The sequence below is a fragment of the Devosia sp. genome (assembly GCF_048261455.1).
Taxonomy (GTDB): Bacteria; Pseudomonadota; Alphaproteobacteria; order Rhizobiales; family Devosiaceae; genus Devosia_A.
In genome coordinates this window covers 321776-342219 of record NZ_JBLXGA010000002.1, presented here as the reverse complement: position 1 = coordinate 342219, position 20444 = coordinate 321776, and the positions used below count along the sequence as shown (strand labels likewise).

17 protein-coding genes are annotated in these 20444 nt (G+C 63.6%); 15 read left to right on the top strand and 2 right to left on the bottom strand.

Annotated features, from left to right (window positions below):
- Positions 1 to 33: 33 nt before the first annotated feature.
- The 5 genes from ACN0TK_RS03645 to ACN0TK_RS03625 are packed head-to-tail and all read left to right on the top strand — an operon-like array spanning position 34 to position 4789.
- A complete protein-coding gene (locus ACN0TK_RS03645; RefSeq protein ID WP_417308082.1) occupies positions 34 to 1038 on the top strand; it encodes an ABC transporter permease in 1005 nt (334 codons plus the stop codon).
- 5 nt (positions 1039 to 1043) lie between these two features.
- Entirely contained in the window at positions 1044 to 1901 is an 858-nt protein-coding gene (locus ACN0TK_RS03640; protein WP_417308081.1) for an ABC transporter permease, read from the top strand.
- Between the two features lie 4 nt (positions 1902 to 1905).
- On the top strand, positions 1906 to 2934 hold the full coding sequence (locus ACN0TK_RS03635; RefSeq protein ID WP_417308080.1) for an ABC transporter ATP-binding protein: 1029 nt from the start codon (positions 1906 to 1908) through the stop codon (positions 2932 to 2934).
- Complete coding sequence (locus ACN0TK_RS03630; protein ID WP_417308079.1) at positions 2931 to 3851, top strand: ABC transporter ATP-binding protein; 921 nt, start codon at positions 2931 to 2933, stop codon at positions 3849 to 3851. Before ACN0TK_RS03635 ends, ACN0TK_RS03630 begins: the two co-directional genes overlap by 4 nt.
- A complete protein-coding gene (locus ACN0TK_RS03625; protein ID WP_417308078.1) occupies positions 3848 to 4789 on the top strand; it encodes a family 43 glycosylhydrolase in 942 nt (313 codons plus the stop codon). The genes ACN0TK_RS03630 and ACN0TK_RS03625 overlap by 4 nt, the downstream gene beginning before the upstream one ends.
- A gap of 68 nt (positions 4790 to 4857) precedes the next feature.
- Here ACN0TK_RS03625 and ACN0TK_RS03620 read toward each other — a convergent pair whose 3' ends face one another.
- Positions 4858 to 5943, bottom strand: coding sequence for an ABC transporter ATP-binding protein (locus ACN0TK_RS03620; RefSeq protein ID WP_417308077.1), 1086 nt, complete (start codon positions 5941 to 5943; stop codon positions 4858 to 4860).
- Between the two features lie 212 nt (positions 5944 to 6155).
- Here ACN0TK_RS03620 and ACN0TK_RS03615 point away from each other — a divergent pair, with 212 nt between their 5' ends.
- The 3 genes from ACN0TK_RS03615 (at position 6156) to ACN0TK_RS03605 (ending at position 9296) form a co-directional block, all read left to right on the top strand.
- Entirely contained in the window at positions 6156 to 7406 is a 1251-nt protein-coding gene (locus ACN0TK_RS03615; RefSeq protein WP_417308076.1) for an extracellular solute-binding protein, read from the top strand.
- A 106-nt stretch (positions 7407 to 7512) separates the two neighbouring features.
- The gene (locus ACN0TK_RS03610) at positions 7513 to 8445 is read left to right on the top strand and encodes a carbohydrate ABC transporter permease (RefSeq protein ID WP_417308075.1); all 933 of its coding nucleotides are present in this window, start codon (positions 7513 to 7515) and stop codon (positions 8443 to 8445) included.
- Positions 8442 to 9296, top strand: a complete 855-nt coding sequence (locus ACN0TK_RS03605; RefSeq protein ID WP_417308074.1) for a carbohydrate ABC transporter permease — start codon at positions 8442 to 8444, stop codon at positions 9294 to 9296. The genes ACN0TK_RS03610 and ACN0TK_RS03605 overlap by 4 nt, the downstream gene beginning before the upstream one ends.
- 15 nt (positions 9297 to 9311) lie before the next feature.
- On the opposite strand, the gene ACN0TK_RS03600 is transcribed toward ACN0TK_RS03605, so the two are convergent.
- Entirely contained in the window at positions 9312 to 10328 is a 1017-nt protein-coding gene (locus tag ACN0TK_RS03600) for a LacI family DNA-binding transcriptional regulator (protein ID WP_417308073.1), read from the bottom strand.
- A 298-nt stretch (positions 10329 to 10626) separates the two neighbouring features.
- On the opposite strand from ACN0TK_RS03600, the gene ACN0TK_RS03595 reads away from it, so the two are divergent.
- From ACN0TK_RS03595 to ACN0TK_RS03565, 7 genes are all read left to right on the top strand, one after another.
- Entirely contained in the window at positions 10627 to 12555 is a 1929-nt protein-coding gene (locus ACN0TK_RS03595) for an ABC transporter substrate-binding protein (RefSeq protein WP_417308072.1), read from the top strand.
- 102 nt (positions 12556 to 12657) lie between these two features.
- Positions 12658 to 14766, top strand: coding sequence for a family 10 glycosylhydrolase (locus ACN0TK_RS03590; protein WP_417308071.1), 2109 nt, complete (start codon positions 12658 to 12660; stop codon positions 14764 to 14766).
- An 8-nt stretch (positions 14767 to 14774) separates the two neighbouring features.
- Positions 14775 to 15761 carry an ABC transporter permease gene (locus tag ACN0TK_RS03585; protein ID WP_417308070.1) on the top strand — a complete coding sequence of 329 codons (987 nt, stop codon included), beginning with the start codon at positions 14775 to 14777 and terminating at the stop codon, positions 15759 to 15761.
- A complete protein-coding gene (locus ACN0TK_RS03580; protein ID WP_417308069.1) occupies positions 15761 to 16936 on the top strand; it encodes an ABC transporter permease in 1176 nt (391 codons plus the stop codon). Before ACN0TK_RS03585 ends, ACN0TK_RS03580 begins: the two co-directional genes overlap by 1 nt.
- Positions 16937 to 16940: 4 nt before the next feature.
- Positions 16941 to 18683 carry an ABC transporter ATP-binding protein gene (locus ACN0TK_RS03575; RefSeq protein WP_417308068.1) on the top strand — a complete coding sequence of 581 codons (1743 nt, stop codon included), beginning with the start codon at positions 16941 to 16943 and terminating at the stop codon, positions 18681 to 18683.
- A 10-nt stretch (positions 18684 to 18693) separates the two neighbouring features.
- A complete protein-coding gene (gene hyi / locus ACN0TK_RS03570) occupies positions 18694 to 19467 on the top strand; it encodes a hydroxypyruvate isomerase (protein WP_417308067.1) in 774 nt (257 codons plus the stop codon).
- 27 nt (positions 19468 to 19494) lie between these two features.
- On the top strand, positions 19495 to 20370 hold the full coding sequence (locus ACN0TK_RS03565; RefSeq protein WP_417308066.1) for a 2-hydroxy-3-oxopropionate reductase: 876 nt from the start codon (positions 19495 to 19497) through the stop codon (positions 20368 to 20370).
- The last annotated feature ends 74 nt before the right edge of the window (positions 20371 to 20444 follow it).

Sequence of the window (20444 nt, the reverse complement as noted above, 5' to 3'; positions counted from 1 at the left end):
CCTGCCGGGGGCAGGACGACCTAGGACGACTTTATGCGTAGCTATTTCTGGTTTGTCGGCAAACGCGCCCTGCAACTGCTCGCCGTGGTATTTTTCGGCGTATCGGCGACGTTCCTCGTGACCCACCTGTCACCGATCAGCCCGGTCGAGACGGCGCTTGGCCGCATGACCGCGCGTTCCAATTTCGACCCCGAAGCGATCGTCGCGATGCGCGAGGCGCTGACTGAGATGTACGGGGTCAACGAACCAATTCTGATGCAGTACATCAATTTCTGGGCGCGGCTGGTGCGCGGGGATCTCGGTCCCTCGCTGCTCGCCTTCCCGACGCCCGCGATGACGCTGGTCATGCGCGCCATGCCGTGGACCGTCGGCCTGCTGGTCACCTCGACGCTGATCACCTTCGCCATCGGCAACCTGTTCGGCGGCCTTGCCGGCTACATGCAGAACAACCGCTTCTTCAAGGCCTTCGGCATCATCGCCATGGGCATCCAGCCCATCCCCTATTACATCGTCGCCTTCATCCTGCTGATCATCTTCGGCTTCCTGTGGCCGGTACTGCCGATCTCGGGTGGCTTCGCGATGAACGTGACGCCTGGCTGGTCCTTCGAGTTCATCGGCTCGGTGCTGCTGCATTCGATCCTGCCGGCGCTGTCGCTGGTGCTGGTTGGTTTCGGCGGCTGGTTCCTCGGCATGCGCGCCCTGGTGAGCAATATCGTCACCGAGGACTATGTCACCTATGCCGAACTCGGCGCCGTGCGGCGCGACACCATCGTCCTCGGCTATGTCATGCGCAATGCTTTGGTGCCGCAGCTGACAGCGCTCGCCATGGCGCTTGGCGGCGTCTTCTCCGGCACGGTGATCACCGAGCAGGTGTTCAACTATCCCGGCCTCGGCTCGCTGCTGATCGATGCGGTGAATGCCGGTGACTATTCGCTGGTGCTGGCCGTTTCGACAGTTTCGATCACCTCGGTCGCCGTCGCCATCTTCATCGTGGATCTGCTCTATCCGATCCTCGATCCACGCGTGCGGGCGGAGTAACCGACATGTTTGCCGTCCTCCGTGACCTCATTCGCTACAATATCGAATTCGCCATTGGGCTCGTCCTGCTGCTGAGCGTGGTGATCTTTTCCTCGCTGAGCTTTTTCGCGCCGGTCGATCCCTCGCTGATCTATGTGACGATCCCCGACCAGCCGCCGTCCTGGCAGTACTGGTTCGGCACCAATTCGCGCGGCCAGGACATGTTCTGGCAACTTTCCGCCGCTTTCCGCAACAGCCTGATCTTCGGTGTCACGGTGGCGGTGCTGAGCCGCATCATCTCACTGACCGTGGGGCTGACTGCCGGCTATCTCGGTGGCTGGGTCGACCGGGCGCTGATGTTCGTCAACGACATCTTCGTCGCCATGCCGATCTTCCCGATTCTGGTGCTGTTCTATTTCGTGCTGCGCAACGACATGGACAGCTTCACCCTGGCGCTGATCATGGCCTGCTTCGGCTGGCCCTTCGATGCCCGGCTGATCCGCTCGGTCGCCCTGGGTCTCAAGCATCGTGAATTCACCCGCCACGCGATTTTTGCCGGCATGTCGACCCGCAAGGTGCTGCTCGAGGAGCATCTGCCCTATGTGATGCCGATCGTCTTTTCGACCTTCCTCAACAACATGCTGTGGTCGATCGGCTTCGAGGTGACCCTGGCCGTCTTGGGCTTTACCAACATCAACAACCCGACCGTCGGCACCGTGCTCTATTGGGCCAACTCGCATTCCGCCATGGTGGTGGGCGTGTGGTGGTGGATCGTCATCCCGGTGATCCTGATCGCAATGACCTTCCTCGGGCTCTTCCTGCTCGCGGTGAGCGTCAACGAATACATTGATCCGCGCAGCCGCCTGCGCCGCATGGGAGCCTGATCCGATGGACAAGCCCATACTCGAGGTCGAAGGGCTCAAGGCCTACTACCAGATGAACTATTTCGGCGTGAACCGTCAGGTGAAGGCCGTCGACGACATCACGATGAACATCCGCCGCAACGAAGTCTATGGCATCGCCGGCGAGAGCTCGTCTGGCAAGACCAGCTTCATCAAGGTGCTGGCGGCGGCGATCCGACCGCCGATGCGGATTGTTGCCGGAACGGCGAAATACGACTTCAAGGACGCCCCGTTCGACGTCGCCGATGCGACGCCCGCCCAGATCGAGGCGGTGCGCTGGAAACACCTGAGCTACATCATGCAGGGCTCGATGAGCGTGCTCAATCCGGTACGCCGGATCGGCAAGACCTTCGAGGATTTCTCCAGCCGTCCGCTGGGCCTCAAAGGCGCCGCGTTGCGTGAGCGCGTGATCAACCACCTGGGACGGCTGAAACTGCCGCCAGACGTGCTGAGCGCCTATCCCCATGAGCTGTCGGGCGGCATGCGTCAGCGCGTCACCATCGGGCTGGCGACGGTGTGTCATCCCGAATTCATCATTGCCGACGAGCCGACCACGGCGCTCGACGTGGTGGTGCAGAAAGAGGTGCTGGGACTCATTCGCGAGATCCAGCAGGACATGGGCTCCTCGGTGGTGTTCGTCACCCATGACATGAGCGTGCACGCCAACATGGCCGACCGGATCGGCATCATCTATGCGGGGCGCCTCGTCGAAGAGGGCCCGACCCGCCAGATGTTCTTTGCGCCCAAACATCCCTATACGGCGCATCTGGTGGCCAGCCTGCCGCGAATTGGCGACACCACGCAGCGTCCGGCGCTCGAAGGCCGGCCGCCCAATCTCGCCGATCCGCCGAGCGGTTGCCGCTTCCATCCACGCTGCCCGCTGGCCATCGACAAATGCAAGACCGACGTGCCGCCCCTGACGACGGTCGCCAATGATCACCGCTCTGCCTGCTGGCGCTCGGACGAGGTGAAGCCTCTGGTCGAACCCTCACAGACTGCGGAGACCGTGGCATGAGCGATCTGCTGAAAGTCGACAACGTTTCCAAGCGCTTCAACATGGGCGGCCTGTTCGGCCGCAAGACCGTCGACGCGGTGCAGGGCGCCAGCTTCACCCTGTCCGCCGACAAGCCCGAGATCTTCACGATCATCGGCGAATCCGGTTCGGGCAAGACCACGCTGGCCCGCATGATCCTGGGGCTCGAGCTGCCGAGCTCGGGTGAGATCAGCTTCAACGGCAAGACCGTGAGCCATCGCGTCGGCCGCGCTGAGCGGCTGGCTTTCATGGGCGATGTGCAGCCGGTGTTCCAGAACCCGTTCGAAGCCTTCAATCCATTGAAGCGCATCGACCGCTATCTGGAATCGACGGCGCGACGCTTCCTGAAGCTCACCGACACGACCGCTATCGACAAGGCGATGGACGAGGCCCTGCAAAAGGTCGGTCTCAGCCTCAAGGAAGTGAAGGGACGCTATCCGCACGAGCTCAGCGGTGGGCAGCTGCAGCGCGCCGCCATCGCCCGGGCGCTGATCCCCAATCCGCCGCTGCTTATCGCCGATGAGCCGGTGTCGATGGTCGATGCGTCGCTGCGCATGTCGATCGTCAACCTGCTGCGCTCGCTGCGCGACGATCTCGGGGTCTCGGTGATCTACATCACCCATGATCTGGCGACCGCCTATTACATCTCGAACCGCCTGATCATCATGCAAAAGGGCAGGGTGGTGGAGATGGGCCCGGCCCGGCTGGTGCTCGACAGCCCCGAGCACCCCTATTCGCGGCTGTTGAAAGCCTCGGTGCTCTCGGCCGACGATGCTGGCGCGGGTAAGCTCGGCAGCGACCCCGAAATGATCGCGCGGGCCACCGAGATGCTCGACCGGCCGGGACGGCTGGTTGAACAGGCCGATGGCCGCCAGGTCAGGACTTACGAAACGGCATGAGCGCACCGGTTTTTCGCGACCCCATCGAGGATGGGGCCGCTGACCCCGTCGTCGTGCGCCGCGAAGGCACCGACGAGTGGTGGATGTTCTACACCAACCGCCGCGCCAGCGTGGACGAGGACGGCTTCGGCTGGATCCACGGCTCGCCGATCGGCACTGCCGTCTCCACCGACGGCGGCGGCAGCTGGACCTATCGCGGCACGGTGAAGGGGCTCGACGCGCCGGGCGACAGTGGGCTCAACACGCATTGGGCGCCGGAGGTGATTTTCGCCGAGGGGCGCTATCACATGTTCCTGACCTATATCACCGGCACCCCCACGCACTGGAACGTGCCGCGCCGCATCACCCACTTCGTGAGCGACGACCTCGAAACCTGGACCCGGCTGGGGCCGGTGGAACTGTCGAGTCCGCGCTGCATCGATGCCTGCGTCTATCATTGCCCCGACGGCCTGTGGCGCCTCTGGTACAAGGACGAGTCGAAGGGGTCGGCCACCTGGTGTGCCACCAGTCCCGACCTGATGGACTGGACCGTCGCAGGCGAGGTGCTGGCGGGTTCGCCCGACGCGCCGCCGCACGAGGGGCCTAATGTCTTTGCGCTCGGTGGCCACTACTGGCTGATCGTCGACGAGTGGCGTGGCCAGGCAGTCTATCGCTCCGACGATACCGTGAACTGGACCCGCCAGGGCCTGATCGGCGACGCGCCCGGCACCGATCCCGAGGATCGCCGCTTCGTCCGCCACGCCGACGTCGTCGTCAACGGCGATCACGCCGCGCTGTACTATTTCACCCACCCCGAATGGGACGAGCGCAGCCAGACCGAAGGTCCCCCTGACGCGGACGCCCGCCGCACGGCCATCCATCATGGCCGACTGACGGTCACCGACGGCGTTCTGATACTGGAGCGCAACATTCCGGTCGACCTCGCCCTGCTGACGTGACCAGCAGGGATGAGGGGTGAGCGGGGCCGCGTGGTTATCCACCGGCCCCGTGCCACCATTGTTTCGCGCTAGAGTCGCTTGCCCTCGGCATCGAACAGCAGGCAGGCGTCGGTCGGCACGCCGGCGCGCACTTCTTCGCCATCCTTGGCCACCGCATGGCCGCGCTGCTCGATGGTGACCTGCGTGCCATCAGCATCGGCAGCGTAGATATAGGCCGTACCGCCCAGTTGCTCGACCACCACCGCCTTGCCGGTCAGGGCAACGGGCGCCGCGTCCGCGGCGACGAAATGTTCGGGCCGGATACCCACCTGAACCTGCTGGCCGGCACTGACAGCGCCATCGCGAATCGGCACCGGCAGAACGGTCTGACCGAAGCCCGTCAGCTGCACCTCGGCGACACTGCCTGAAACGGATTTGACCGTGCCCGCGAGGAAGTTCATCCGGGGCGATCCGATGAAGCCGGCGACGAACAGATTGTCGGGGTTGTCATACAATTCGACGGGCGAACCGACCTGCTCGACACGGCCATCGCGCAGCACCACGATGCGGTCGGCAAGCGTCATCGCCTCGACCTGGTCATGGGTGACATAGACCATCGTCGCGCCGAGCGTTTGATGCAGCTTGGCGATCTCCAGACGCATCTGCACGCGCAGTTCGGCATCGAGGTTCGACAACGGTTCGTCGAACAGGAACACCTTGGGATCGCGCACGATGGCGCGGCCGATGGCGACGCGCTGGCGCTGGCCGCCGGAGAGCTGTTTCGGCTTGCGCTTCAGCAGCGGCATCAATTCCAGCGTACGGGCCGCCTGATCGACCTTTTCGGCCAGTTCTTCCTTGGGCATGCCGCCCATGCGCAGCCCGAACCCGATGTTCTGTTCGACGGTCATATGCGGGTAGAGCGCATAGGACTGGAACACCATGGCGAGGCCGCGATCGGCGGGGTCGACATCGGTCACATCCTCATCGCCGATCTGCACCGTGCCGGCACTGACTGACTCAAGACCCGATATGATGCGAAGCAGGGTCGACTTGCCGCAACCGGACGGGCCGACAAGCACAACGAACTCTCCGTCTTCCATGTGCAAATTGACATCGCGCAGCACTGGTACTGCGCCGAAAGATTTGTGCAAATCCGATACGGTCAAACTTGTCATACAACTATTCCCCCTGTCGCGAGACGTGCGACGACCCGTCTGAAAGCGGGCTATATTGACGTGAGGGTTCGCATTGGGATTGCCATCTGTCAATCGTCGTCACGCCACAAAAAGCTTGCCAGACGAACCCTGTCGTTATTAGCTTGAGGAACGTCACTCAAGAAATTGGCCCAGACCAGTTCTGAGGCATGACGGACAATGGGAGGAAGATCATGAAACGTTGGGCTCTGGCCGCAACTATCGCTGTGCTGGGTGCGTCGCCCGCACTCGCCGAAACCACCGTGCGCTGGCTGCACATCACCTCGATTCCGGAAGAAGTCGAGCTGCTCAAGAACGCGGCGCGCACCTATGAATCGATGAACCCCGATGTGACCATCGACGACCAGTTTCTGGAAAACGAGGCCTTCAAGGCCAAGCTGACCACCCTGCTGCAGTCCGACCAGGCGCCGGACATCTTCTTCAGCTGGGGCGGCGGCGTCATGGACGCGCAGGTCGAGGCCGGCGTCGTCCGTCCGATCGGCGATGTCGTCGACCAGGCAACGCTGGACAGCATCGGCTCGGCCGGTGTCTCCGCCTTCACCCGCAATGGCGAGCTCTACGGCATCGCTCGCGACGTGGGTGAAGTCGTGCTGTGGTACAACAAGGATCTGTTCGAGCAGGCCGGCGTCGATCCCGAGTCGCTGTCGACCTGGGACGGCTTCATCGAAGCGGTGAAGACCTTCAAGGAAAACGACATCACCCCGCTCGCACTCGGCGGCAAGGACAAGTGGCCCGCCCACTTCTGGTGGTCCAAGATGATCGTGCGCCTCGCTGGCGAGGATGCGTTCAACGCCGCTGCGGCGGGTGACGCCAGCTTCACCGACGAGCCTTTCGTCAAGGCAGCCGAGTACCTTTATGAGCTCGGCCAGCTCGATCCCTTCCAGCAGGGCTTTGAAGCCGCCGCCTATGGCGACGCTTCGGGCTACTTCGGCGACGGCAAGGCCGCGATGCACCTGATGGGTGACTGGGACTATTCGGTCATGAAGGACAACTCGGCTGACAAGGCCGGTATTCCGGACGAGAGCCTCGGCATTCTGCCGTTCCCGACCCTCGAGGGCGGTGCCGGCGATCCGTCGGACACGCTGGGTGGTCTCTCCGGCTGGCTCTTCTCGAAGAACGCTTCGGATGAAGCGGTCAAGTTCATCGAGTGGTTCAACAGCGCCGAAGTGCAGAAGGACTTCGCTGACAAGTCCTTCTACATCCCGATCGTCGCCGGTGCGGCCGATGACATGACCAACCCGTACAAGAAGATGGTCGCCGAGGACATCAACCAGGCCCATTGGCACGCCCTGTTCTTCGACCAGGCCCTTGGCCCGGATGTTGGTGGCGTGATCAACGACCTGTCGATCGAACTCGCCGCCGGCTCGATTTCGCCGGAAGAAGCAGCCGAAGAGCTGCAGGACGCGGCCGAATCGGCACGCTGAGTCTGTGACGGGTGCGGGGCCTGAGGTCCCGCACCCATCCCTGTTGGGTGCACGCCCGGAGCGCCCCGGTCCGCACCCGGATCATTGTTTCAGCGGATAGATTTGAATGACCGATATGACGGCCAATGCTGCGCTTCAGGGCGCGCCCGCGCGGCGCCCGAAACGCCGCTTCGACAGCAAGAAGCTGTTCGCCATTGCGCTGCTGGTCGTACCAGCCCTGGCACTTTTCTCGATCTTCGTGCTCTGGCCGCTGATCAACGCTTTCATCTTTTCCTTCTACAAGTGGAACGGCTACGGCCCGATCACCGAGTTCGTCGGCGTCGAGAACTATGACGACGTGATCACCCAGCGGCATTTTTCGACCGCGATCCGCAACACCATCATCCTGTCGGTCGTCTCGCTGCTGATTCAGCTGCCGCTCGCCCTTTGGGTGGCGCTGGCGCTCTATCAGAAGGCCTGGTTCGTCTCGATTTTCAGGACGATCTTTTTCGTCCCCTACATGCTGGCCGACGTCGCCGCGGGGCTGATCTGGAAGTTCGTCTATGACGGCAATTACGGGCTCTTGCCCGCCGTCGGCGACCTCACGGGGACAGAACTGCCCTTTGTGCTGGCCGATCGCTTCTGGGTGATCCCGGCCATTGGCCTGGTGATCGTGTGGAAGTATTTCGGCTTCCACATGATGATCTATATCGCCGGCCTGCAGTCGATCCCCAACGAAGTGCTCGAGGCGGCGCGGCTCGACGGCGTCTCGAAATGGAAGATCATGTGGTATGTGAAGATCCCGATGATCCGCAATTCGATCGTCATCAGCGTCTTCTTCGCCATTGTCGGCTCTCTGCAGCTGTTCGACGTGATCCTGCCGCTGACCGGTGGCGGACCCTCGAACTCCAGCCACACGATCGTGTCCTTCCTCTACCAGTTCGGCATCCTGCGCATGAAGATCGGCTTCGGCGGCGCGGTGAGCGTGATCCTGTTCATCCTGTGCGTGGCGGTGACGCTGATCTACCGCCGTCTGCTGTTTACGAGGGACCCGGCATGAGCGCGAAACGCAGGCTAACCATCGTCGGCAGCCGGCCCGAGATTTCCATCGGGCAATGGGTGACGATCATTCTCGTCGCCCTGTTCATCCTGGTGCCGTTCTATACGACGGCGCTCGGCGGCTTCAAATCGATCGGCGAATTGCGCACCAGCCCCTTCGGCCTGCCGCAGAGCTGGGACCCGACGAACTTCACCGATATCCTGGCGCAGGGGGCGTTCTTCCAGTTCCTCTGGAATTCGCTGGTGATCGCCTTCTTCACGGTCATCCTGACGCTGCTGACGTCGGCCATGGCGGCCTTCGCACTGTCGCACATCCGCTTCTTCGGCCGCTCGATGCTGACCAGCCTGTTCATGCTGGGGCTGCTGTTTCCCTTCGCGACCGCCATCCTGCCGCTGTTCATCACCATTCGCGACATGGGCCTGCTGGACAATCCCATGGCGGTGATCCTGCCGCAGGTGGCGTTCAATCTGGCGTTCTCGATGCTGCTGTTCCGCTCCTTTTTCCAGGAGCTGCCGACCGAGCTGATCGAGGCAGCGCGCATGGATCGCTGCGGCTATCTCAGGATTTTCTGGCACATCGTTTTGCCGCTGAGCCTGCCGATCATCGCGACCGTGGGGGTGTTCGCCTTTGTCACCAGCTGGAACAACTTCCTCTTGCCGCTGATCATGCTCAACAACGACGCGGCCTTCCCGTGGCCGCTGGGCATCATGCAGTATCAGGGGCAGTACAGCACCGACTGGCCGCGCATCCTGGCTTTCCTGACGCTGACCATCATCCCGGCGCTGCTGTTCTTCCTGCTCGCCCAGCGCTACATCATCTCGGGCCTGACCGGCGGCGCCGTGAAGGGCTGAGCGTCCGACCGGCGTTCAGCCGGTCGCGGCCTGCTGCGCGTCGTCGTCGTCGAGATCGAGCGCCGGGGCGGTCGAGGCGCGCTCGACGATGCGTGCGGCCATCATGATTCGCCGCGGCACATCGGGCGATACCCGCTGGTGCACCCGGTCGTCGAGCACCTGCACCAGCCCGGCGCCGATCTCGAGCCCATGCACCTTCACCGTGGTGAGATGCGGCGAGATCTGCGTTGCGGCGGAATAATCGCCGAAGCCGATGATGCTGATCTCTTCGGGGATGCGATGGCCGAGCCGCAGCAGTTCGGACATCACCGTCAGCGCCAGCCCGTCATGCGCGCAAAAGAATGCCGTGGGGTGAAAGCCGTCGGCCCGCGCCTTGGCGAGATGCTCGGTGAAGCGGATCTCGGCGTCGAACTTCATTTCCAGAAACTGCACGTCGGCGTGCTTTTCCAGCACTTCGCGCATGCCATAGAAGCGCTCGACACGGCCGCGATAGCCCGGCGCGCCATGCACATAAACGATGCGGCGATGCCCCAGACCGAGCAGGTAATGCGCCACGGCAGAGGCCGCTTCGTGGTCGGTGCCCGAAACGATGTCGAACGGCTCCAGCGGATCGAGCCAGCCGTTGCGCGCCACCGGCACGCCCATGGCGCGCACTCGGTACATGCTGTCCTTGACGTGTGGACCGACCATGGCAATGCCGCTGCAACTGCGGGCAAAGCGCTCGACCTCGTCCGGGTCATGGGTCCAGCGCATGCGCACCTGATAGCCCCGCCTTTGCGCTTCGGCCTGAAACCCCGACTGCACCAGCAGATGCAGCTCGGAATTGATCAGATCGGTGTCGTGGAACACCACCCCTAGCACTGGCTGCTCGCCGTCGGTCAGCGCGCGGACATAGCCCAGTTCAGCAGCGACGGCCTGCACCCGGCTGCGCGTTTCGGCGCTGACGCCATCCTTGCCGCTCAGCGCACGGGACACCGCGAATTTCGACAGTCCTGTGCGTTCTGCAATGGTCGCCAATGTGACGCGGGCCATGCCGATCTCCTGCTTGTCCTGCGTTCCTAAGCAAACACCGCCAATAACGCAACCTAACCAACCCGCGCGCACAACCCGTTGTTCCCAAGAGACAGCCTGGCCTCATGAACAATGGCCTCTGCTGCCACTTAGGCCGTCATCTGCTCAACGCGGAGGCGGCTGCACATTCTGCTCAAACCTAAAGCAGATCATAACTTCGCATCAACATGAAACATAACACTTTACCTAACAAAATACCGGTGCAAGCCTAACGACAGCCCATAACAGGCCCTAAGGCCGTTGAGCTTCGGAGGAACCCATGTCACGCATCTCTCGTAGAGCCTTTCTGGTCGCGTCATCTGCCTTTGCAGGCGCGCTTGCCCTGAGCGGCCCCGCCCTTGCCCAGGACTATGCCGAATCCCCCATGCTGGAGTCGGCCGTTTCGGCGGGCGATCTGCCGCCTGTCGCCGAGCGCCTGCCGGCCAATCCGCTGGTCATCACGCCGCTCGAGCGCGTTGGCCAGCAGGGTGGCGACTGGAACCATGCGCTCGTCGGTGGCGGCTCGCTGTCGATGCTGGTGCGCTACCAGGGCTACGAGCCGCTGGTGCGCTTCACCCCCGACTGGTCGGGCATCGAGGAGAATGTCGCCGAGTCCTATTCGGTCAGCGACGACTCGACCGAATACACCATCACGCTGCGTGAGGGGCACAAGTGGTCGGATGGCGCGCCCTTCACCACGGCTGACGTGCAGTTCTGGTACGACGCCTATTTCATGGACGCCGAGACCTCGCTGGGCGGCAATTCCTTCTGGTACACCGAGGGTGAGCCGGGCCAGCTCGAGGTTGTCGACGAGCAGACCTTCAAGGTGAAGTTCACCGCGCCGAACGGCTTCTTCCTGCAGCAGCTCGCCTGGGCCCAGCAGGACCAGCTTACGCGGACGCCCAAGCACTATCTCGAGCAGTTCCACATCCGCTACAATCCGGACGCCGACCAGTTGGCCAAGGACGAGGGGCTGGAGAGCTGGATCCCGCTGTTCCAGCGCGAGATCGGCATGCTCGACGACAATACCTTCTTCCAGAATTCCGACCGCCCGACGCTCAACGCCTGGTACTTCGAATCCGCGCCCGGCCAGAGCACCGAGCAGGCGATTGCGCTGCGCAATCCCTACTATTTCAAGGTCGATACCGCCGGCACCCAGCTGCCGTACTTTGACCGCATCGTCTACCAGATGGTCGCCGACCCCGAAGTGCTGCTGCTCAAGACGCTGCAGGGCGAAATCGACATCATGGACCAGTACATCGCGACCCCGGCGAACAAGCCGGTGCTGTTCGACGGGCAGGAGGCCGGCAATTACGGTTTCTATACGCTCAAGGAATCCGCCGCTAACGTCATGGTGTTCCAGCTCAACCTGAACCACACCGACCCGGTGAAGAACGAGCTGTTCAACACCAAGGAATTCCGCCAGGCGCTGTCGCTTGCGGTCGATCGGCAGGCGCTGATCGAGGCGGTGTTTGTGGGGCAAGGGTCTCCGGCCCATGCCTCGATCCAGGAAGGCGATCCGCTCTACAATGAGCAGCTGGCCAAGCAGTTCACCGAGTATGATCCGGACAAAGCCAACGCCATGCTGGACGAGATCATCCCGGAAAAGGACAGCGAGGGCTATCGTCTCGATTCCGAGGGTCGCCGCGTGTCGATCATCTTCGAGATCGACCAGGCCCGCTCGACCTTCCTCGACATGTTCGAACTGGCCCTGCCGATGTTCCAGGATGTCGGCATCGACGCCCAGATGCGCACCATGGACCGCTCGCTGTGGGAGACCCGGGTGCGCCGCGGCCGCGAGTTCGATGCGACCGCGCATCAGTTCGGCGCCAACTCCGGCGTCGCCGCCATGCTCGACGCGCGCTACTTCGTACCGTTCAACTCCAACGCGCTCTACGCCCCGGGCTGGTCGCTCTATTACACCGAGCCGGACAATCCCGATGCCATCGAGCCGCCGGCCGAGGTCAAGGCCCAGCAGGAGCTCTACAAGCGGCTGCTCGCGACCGGCGACGAAGCCAAGCAGAACGAGCTGATGGCCGAGCTGCTGCAGAACGCCGCCGACCAGTTTCTGACCTTCGGCGTCAGCCTGCCGCCCGACGGCTATGGCGTGGTCAAGAACGACGTCGTCAACCTGATGGACACGATGCCGAACTCCTTCGGCTGGCCGACGCCCGGCCCGGCGCGTCCGGAGCAGTTCTTCAAGGACTGATCACCAAAGCACCATTCGGCTGTCGCCCGCGGGCGGCGGCCACTCTCCGCCGGTGGCCCTCCCGGTGCCGGCGGAGCCGTATCCAAACCGTGAGACCATCCTATGCTCGACGCCAAGCCGCAGGCCGCCAACACGCTCAGAACCCCGGACTGGTACCGGTCTGCGACACGCTGGACCCAGCTGACGCTGGCAGAGGATGACCCGGTCAAGTTCGATCCGGCCTACTGGATCGAGATCTTCAAGCGCACTCAGTCCAACGCGACCTGCATCTCGGCGGGCGGCTATGTGGCCTACTATCCCTCGCAGGTGCTGCTGCATCACGTCAGCCGCTTCATCGGCGACACCGATCCTTTCGGGACGCTGGTCGACGGGGCGCGGGAACTCGGCATGCATGTGATGGCGCGGGTCGATCCGCATGCCATTCACCAGGACGCCGCCGACGCGCATCCCGAATGGATCGCCGTCGATGCTGAAGGCAAGCCGCGCCGTCACTGGGCTTTCCCGGATGTCTGGGTGACCTGCGCCTATTCCGACTACAACTTCAGGTTCATGCCCGAAGTGCTGCGCGAGCTGACCGCGAACTACGATATCGACGCGATCTTCGCCAATCGCTGGCAGGGGCACGGCGTCTGCTATTGCCAAAGCTGCACCACGAACTTCAAGGCGGCGACCGGCTACGACCTGCCGCGCGACGACAGCGTCGAAAACCCCGCCTGGCGCGCCTGGAGCGGCTGGCGCCGCCAGCAATTGAGCCGGCTGGTGGTCGAATGGGACGAGGCGATGAAGGCGATCAAGCCGCACACCAGCTTCATTCCCAACATGGGGTCGGTCTCGCTGATGGAGTTCGATCTCGAAATGATCGAACGCTACTGCCCCTTCCTCTGCGTCGACGACCAGGCGCGGCACGGCACCGAGCCGGTGTGGATGAGCGGGCGAAACGGCAAGCGCATGCGCGCCACCTTCCCCGAGCGCCCAGCGATCCTCATCACCTCGATCGGGCCGGAAAACCAGTATCGCTGGAAGGACGCGGTGACGACCGGGCCGGAAATGCGCGCCTGGATGGACAATGGCACGACGCAGGGCCTCTTGCCCTGGTTCACCAAGTTCAACGGCGTCGTGCCCGACGACCGCTGGGTTGAGCCGATCAGCAAGAGCTTTGCGCTGCACGCGAAACTCGAGCCGGCGCTGGCCGGGACCCGGCCGGTGGCCGAGGTGGCGATCCTCGATCCCTCGACGACGCTGCGGCACCATGGCCAGGACACCCGCCGCACCGCCGAGGCCGATGATTTCGGCTTCTACCACGCGCTGGTGGAAGCCAAGATTCCCTTCGAACTGGTCTCGGACCAGGCGATGACGCCGGAGGGTCTCGACCGCTTCAAGGTGCTGGTGCTGGCCAACAACACCTGCCTCGACGATGCGCAGATCGCAATGCTAGACGCCTATGTGGCCCGCGGCGGATCGCTCGTCGCGGCCTTCGAGAGCGGCACCCGCACCGCCGACAATGCGACGCGCGAGACGCTGGGTCTCGGCCCGCTGCTCGGCGTCACCCGCACGGCGCCGACCCGCGGCATCGTCAAGAACACCTATATCGCGCTCAACGGCACGCATCAGTTGACCGAAGGATTTGCGGGCGCCAACCGGATCATGGGGGGCACCCGGCTGATGGCCGTCGACGCGGCGGAGGACACCGAGCAGCCGTTCCTTTATGTGCCGGATTTCCCCGACCTGCCGATGGAAGAGGTCTACCCGCGCGAAGCGCCCAAAGGGGCCGCGGTGGTGACCCGCCAGCACGATGGCGGTGGCCGCACCGTGTTCATTCCCTGGAATATCGGCGGGATCTTCTGGGAAGTGATGACCCGCGACCATGGCCAGCTGATCGAGAATGCCGTGCGCTGGGCGCTCGGCAAACGCCCCGATGTCGAGACCACGGGCAAGTCGGTGCTCGATATCTCGGTGCGCGAAGGCGCCGACGCGACCACGGTGGTGCTCAATAACCTCACCAACCCGATGATGATGAAGGGGCCGATCCGCGAGATTTATCCGGTCGGCCCGCAGCAGCTGTCGATCGCCATTCCCGAGGGCCGCAGCTTTGCGGCCGCCGAGGCGCTGGTCGCCGGCGGCACGCTGGACGCGACCGAAAAAGACGGCCGCGTCAGCGTCACCATCCCCGGGCTCGATACGCTCGAAGCCATCCGGTTGAGCTGGGCCTGAGGCACGTCATGCTGCGTTTCATCATCAAGCGGCTGCTCTACATGATCCCGACGCTGATCGGCATGTCGATGATCGCCTTCCTGATCATCCAACTGCCGCCCGGCGACTACGTCACCTCGATGATCGCCTCGATGTCGGACAGTGGGCAGAACGTCGATCCGCAGCAGATCGAGGCGTTGCGCCGCTCCTATGGCTTCGACGATCCGATCTGGCTGCAATATTTCAAGTGGATCACCGGCATCCTCACCCGCGGCGATTTCGGCTATTCCTTCGAGTGGAACCGCCCGGTGGCCGACCTGATCTGGGAACGCATGGGCTCGACCCTCGCGATCTCCATCGCCTCGCTGCTGTTCGTCTGGGCCGTGTCGCTGCCGATCGGCATCTATTCGGCCGTGCGGCGGCATTCGGTCGGCGACTATGCCTTCACCTTCCTCGGCTTTCTCGGCCTCGCCATTCCCAATTTCATTCTGGCGCTCAGCCTGATGTACGTGAGCTACAAGTTCATGGGCCAGAGCGTCGGCGGGCTGTTCTCGCCGCAATATGTCGAGGCGCCCTGGAGCTGGGACAAGTTCGTCGACCTTCTGGCGCACCTCTGGATCCCGGTGATCGTCATCGGCACCTCGGGCACCGCGGCGCTGATCCGGATCCTGCGCGCCAATCTCACCGATGAGCTCAACAAGCCCTATGTGATCACCGCCAAGGCCAAGGGTTTGCCGGGCTACAAGGTGGTGCTGAAATATCCGGTGCGGATTGCGCTTAATCCCTTCGTCTCGGCCATCGGCTGGGTACTGCCCGAACTGATCTCGGGCGTCACCATCACCGCCATCGTTCTCAACCTTCCGACGGCCGGGCCGCTGCTGCTGCGCGCCCTGATCAGCCAGGACATGTATCTCGCCGGCAGCTTCATCCTGTTGATGGGCGTGTTGACCCTGATCGGCATGCTGGTCTCCGACCTGCTGCTCGCCCTGCTCGACCCCCGGATCCGGTTCAACTGATGAGTACACATACCTTCATCACCGACGAAACCGAGACCGGCCCCGCCGTTTCGTCCCTGCGCACCGATGGCCAGATCGAAGAGATCGCGGCCGCGGGCCAGTGGACGCTGATCTGGCACAAGTTCGCCAAGAACAAGGTGGCGATCGTCGCCGGCGTGATCATTGGTCTGCTCTATCTGGTGGCGCTCTTCGCCGAATTTCTGGCGCCGACCCTGCCGCATCTTTCGAAGCCGCGCTTTACCTATGCGCCGCCGCAGGAGATCCGCCTCTTCGTCAAGACGCCTGAGGGCGACGACCGCTTCCAGTTGCATGTCACCGGCTATCGTATGGAGGTCGACCAGGCCTCGCTGCGCCGCAGCTATACGATCGACGAGGACAAGGTCGTGCCGATCGGCTTTTTCGTGAAGGGCCAGCCCTACAAGCTGTGGGGCCTGATCCCCATGGACACTCATCTGCTCGGGCCGCTGAAATCGACCGATACCATGTATCTGCTGGGCACCGACAAGCTGGGCCGGGACCTGCTCAGCCGGCTGATCCACGGCACCCGCATTTCCATGTCGATCGGCTTGATCGGCGTCGGGATCAGCCTGTGCCTCGGCGTCATTCTCGGTGCGCTGTCGGGCTTTTATGGTGGCACCGTGGATCTGGTGATCCAGCGGGTGATTGAGGTGATTTCCTCAATGCCGACCATCCCGCTCTGGCTCGGTCTTGCCGCAGCCATCCCGCTGACCTGGTCGCCGCTGACGGTCTATTTCATCATCACGCTGATCGTTTCGCTGTTCGGCTGGACCGGGCTGGCGCGCGAGGTGCGCGGGAGGTTCTTCGCGCTGCGCGGCGAGGACTTCGTCACGGCCGCCAAGCTCGACGGCTCCTCGGAACGTCGGGTGATCTTCCGCCATATCCTGCCCTCGCTCACCAGCCACATTCTCGCGGTGCTGACCCTGGCGCTGCCGACGATGATCGTCGCGGAGACGGCGCTGAGCTTTCTCGGCATCGGCCTCAAGGCGCCGGTGGTGAGCTGGGGCGTGCTGCTGCAGGAAGCGCAGAATGTGCGCACCATCGCCACCGCGCCCTGGCTCCTGCTGTGGCCCGGCGGCGCCGTGGTGCTGACGGTGCTGGCCTACAACTTCCTCGGCGACGGTCTGCGCGACGCCGCAGACCCCTATGAGAGCTGAGCCGATGACCCACTACCCCACAACGGCCAGTTCCGTGAGCGCCGCGCCCGATCCCGAGGTGATCCTGCGGGTCGAGGACCTGAGCCTCGATTTCCGCCTACGCACGCAGACCTTGCATGCCGCACGCAATGTGAGTTTCGAGCTGCGCCGTGGCGAAACGCTCTGTCTCGTCGGCGAAAGCGGCTCGGGCAAATCGGTGACGGCGCGGGCGCTGCTCGGCATCATCGACAAGAATGGGGCGATCAGCTCGGGGCGCATCCTGCTCGACGACAAGAAGGGCAGCACGATCGACATCGCGCAATTGAAGGACAACAGCATCGACATGCTGCGCATTCGCGGCGGGCGCATCGGGCTGATCTTTCAGGAGCCGATGAGTTCGCTGTCGCCGGTCCATACCATCGGCAGCCAGATCATCGAGGCGCTGCTGCTGCACCGCCAGATGGACAAGCGCCAGGCGCGGGCCGAGACCATCGAGCTGCTGCGCCAGGTCGAGATCCCCAATCCCGAAATCCAGATCGACCGCTACACGTTCGAATTCTCGGGCGGCATGCGCCAGCGCGCGATGATCGCCATGGCGCTCGCGGCCGACCCGGAAATCCTCATCGCCGACGAACCGACGACGGCGCTCGACGTGACGACCCAGGCCGAAATCCTCGACCTGATCAAACGCCTGCAGGTCAGCCGCGGCATGGCCATGCTGCTGATTACCCATGATATGGGCGTGGTGGCTGAAGTGGCCGATGATGTCGCGGTGATGCGCTATGGCCGGATCGTCGAGGCGGGACCCGTGGACGCGATCTTTCATGACGCGCAGCACGCCTATACCAAGCGGCTCCTCGCCTCGACGGTGAAGCTTGAGGAAAACCGCCGCACCCAGGCGCGCGTCGAGGGCTTTGCGCCGACCGTCGCGCCGGTGCTCTCGGTGCGCAATCTCACCAAGGTCTATGGCGCGACCAAGGGCTGGTTCGGTAGCACCAGCCACGCTGTGACCGCGGTCGACGACGTGAGCCTCGATCTCTACCCAAACGAAAACCTCGGGATCGTCGGTGAGAGCGGCTCGGGCAAGACCACCATGGGCCGGTTGATGCTGCGCATCATCGAGCCGACGTCCGGCCAGATCACCTATCGCCGCGACGGCGAGGAGATCGACGTGACGGCGCTGTCGAAGCGCGAGCTGCGCGACTTCCACCGCGACGTGCGCCTGGTGTTCCAGGACCCCTTTGCATCGCTCAATCCGCGGATGACCGTGCGCGACATCATCGGCGATCCGCTGCATATCACCGGGATCGCGCGTGGTGCCGCGCTGGAACGCCGGGTCGGGGAACTGATGGAACTGGTGGGGCTCGATCCGCTGACCATGGAGCGCTATCCGCACGCCTTTTCCGGCGGGCAGCGCCAGCGCATCGGCATCGCTCGGGCCCTGGCGCTCGACCCCAGGGTGATCATCGCCGACGAGGCGACGGCGGCGCTCGACGTGTCGATCCGTTCGCAGATTTTGGATCTACTGCTTGAGATTCAGAAGCGGCTGGGGCTGAGCTTTGTCTTCATCTCGCATGATATTTCGGTGGTGCGCTATTTCTGCGACCGGGTTGCGGTGATGCACCGCGGCAAGGTGGTCGAGACCGGTTCGGCCGAGCAGATTTGCACCGCGCCGACAGAACCCTATACCAAAAGCCTGATATCGGCGGTGCCAAACCCCGATCCGCGCAACAAGCGGATGCTGCATCGCACCCGTTTCAACGCCTGAGGACTGTGACGTGCCAAAATTCGCCGCCAACCTGACCTTTCTCTATACCGAGTTCGACTTTCTCGACCGCTTTGCCGCCGCCGCCGGCGATGGCTTCAAGGCCGTCGAATACATGTCGCCCTATGTGGCGACCAAGGAAGCGATTGCCGAGAAACTGGCCGCGCATGGCCTGACCCAGGCGCTGTTCAACCTGCCGGTCGGCGACTGGGATGGCGGCGAACGCGGTATCGCCTGCCTGCCCGACCGGGTGGACGAGTTCAAGCAGGGCGTGGCGGCAGCGATCGACTATGCCAAGGCGCTCAACTGCACCAAGGTGAACTGTCTCTCCGGCATCCCCAAGGGCATCGACGCAGCGACGGCCGAGCAGACGCTGGTCGAAAACCTCAAATATGCCGCCGCCGAGCTCAAGGCGGCCGGGATCACTTTGGTGCTCGAGCCGATCAACACCCGCGACATCCCGGGCTTCCTGATCGCGACGACCGACGATGCCGAGCGCGTGCTTGACGCAGTCGGCTCGGACAACCTGCTGATCCAATACGATTTTTATCACATGCAGATCATGCAGGGCGATCTCGTGCCGACTTATGAGCGGCTCAAGGGCCGGATTGGCCATGTGCAGATCGCCGACAATCCGGGCCGCAACGAACCGGGCACCGGCGAGATCAACTACCCCTTCGTTCTGGCCGCGCTCGACCGGCTTGGCTACGACGGTTGGGTGGGCTGCGAATATAAGCCCAAGGCCGGCACCACCGCCGGGCTGGGCTGGATGCAGTCCTTTGTCTGAAGTGCATTTTGAGGGAGTGAGAACGCCATGAACATCGGATTTATCGGACTGGGCGTCATGGGGCGCCCGATGGCGGAACATCTGATCGACGCCGGGCACAGCCTGACCGTCAGCCGGGTGAAGCCCGTCTCGCAGTTTCTCGCCGACAAGGGCGCGACGGCTGCCGAGACGCCCAAGGCGGTCGCCGAGGCCTCCGAGGTCGTGATCCTGATGCTGCCCGACACGCCCGATGTCGAGGCCGTGCTGTTCGGCGAGAACGGCGTTGCCGAAGGCCTGCAGCCCGGCGCGCTGGTGATCGACATGAGCTCGATCGCCCCCGTAGCGACCAAGGGCTTTGCCCAAAAGATCGAAGAGCTGGGCGGCGAATATCTCGACGCGCCGGTTTCCGGCGGCGAGGTGGGCGCCAAGAATGCCGCGCTGACCATCATGGTCGGCGGCACCGAGGACGCTTTCAAGCGCGGCCTGCCGCTGCTTGAGAAGATGGGCAAGACCATCACCCATGTCGGTGGCTCGGGCGATGGCCAGACCGCCAAGGTGGCCAATCAGATCATCGTCGGTCTGACGATCGAGGCGGTGGCCGAAGCGCTGCTCTTCGCGAAGTCGGCCGGTGCCGACCCCGCCAAGGTGCGCGAGGCGCTGATGGGCGGCTTCGCCAGCTCGAAGATCCTCGAAGTGCATGGCGAGCGTATGATCAAGCGCACCTTCGATCCCGGCTTCCGCATTCGCCTCCACCGCAAGGACCTGACGCTGGCCGTCGACGGCGCGCGCGAACTCGAGATCGCGCTGCCCAATGCCGCCGCGACGCAGCAATTGATGAATGCCGCTATCGCCTTGGGCGACGGCGACAAGGACCATTCCGGCCTGATCCGGACGTTGGAGGCGCTGGCCGGCCAGAAAGACTAGCCCGCTTCCACCTGTTCACCCCAAACGCATTCGGCGGCGTCCGTGACCCGGTTGCCGGAGGATGCCGGCTTGCC

Coding starts and splice junctions, on each gene's coding strand:
- ACN0TK_RS03610 (WP_417308075.1), top strand. CDS start 7,513: ATGACCGATATGACGGCCAATGCTGCGCTTCAGGGCGCGCCCGCGCGG.
- ACN0TK_RS03590 (WP_417308071.1), top strand. CDS start 12,658: ATGCTCGACGCCAAGCCGCAGGCCGCCAACACGCTCAGAACCCCGGAC.
- ACN0TK_RS03635 (WP_417308080.1), top strand. CDS start 1,906: ATGGACAAGCCCATACTCGAGGTCGAAGGGCTCAAGGCCTACTACCAG.
- ACN0TK_RS03640 (WP_417308081.1), top strand. CDS start 1,044: ATGTTTGCCGTCCTCCGTGACCTCATTCGCTACAATATCGAATTCGCC.
- ACN0TK_RS03575 (WP_417308068.1), top strand. CDS start 16,941: ATGACCCACTACCCCACAACGGCCAGTTCCGTGAGCGCCGCGCCCGAT.
- ACN0TK_RS03620 (WP_417308077.1), bottom strand. CDS start 5,943: ATGACAAGTTTGACCGTATCGGATTTGCACAAATCTTTCGGCGCAGTA.
- ACN0TK_RS03580 (WP_417308069.1), top strand. CDS start 15,761: ATGAGTACACATACCTTCATCACCGACGAAACCGAGACCGGCCCCGCC.
- ACN0TK_RS03625 (WP_417308078.1), top strand. CDS start 3,848: ATGAGCGCACCGGTTTTTCGCGACCCCATCGAGGATGGGGCCGCTGAC.
- ACN0TK_RS03645 (WP_417308082.1), top strand. CDS start 34: ATGCGTAGCTATTTCTGGTTTGTCGGCAAACGCGCCCTGCAACTGCTC.
- ACN0TK_RS03600 (WP_417308073.1), bottom strand. CDS start 10,328: ATGGCCCGCGTCACATTGGCGACCATTGCAGAACGCACAGGACTGTCG.
- ACN0TK_RS03565 (WP_417308066.1), top strand. CDS start 19,495: ATGAACATCGGATTTATCGGACTGGGCGTCATGGGGCGCCCGATGGCG.
- ACN0TK_RS03605 (WP_417308074.1), top strand. CDS start 8,442: ATGAGCGCGAAACGCAGGCTAACCATCGTCGGCAGCCGGCCCGAGATT.
- ACN0TK_RS03585 (WP_417308070.1), top strand. CDS start 14,775: ATGCTGCGTTTCATCATCAAGCGGCTGCTCTACATGATCCCGACGCTG.
- ACN0TK_RS03595 (WP_417308072.1), top strand. CDS start 10,627: ATGTCACGCATCTCTCGTAGAGCCTTTCTGGTCGCGTCATCTGCCTTT.
- ACN0TK_RS03615 (WP_417308076.1), top strand. CDS start 6,156: ATGAAACGTTGGGCTCTGGCCGCAACTATCGCTGTGCTGGGTGCGTCG.
- ACN0TK_RS03630 (WP_417308079.1), top strand. CDS start 2,931: ATGAGCGATCTGCTGAAAGTCGACAACGTTTCCAAGCGCTTCAACATG.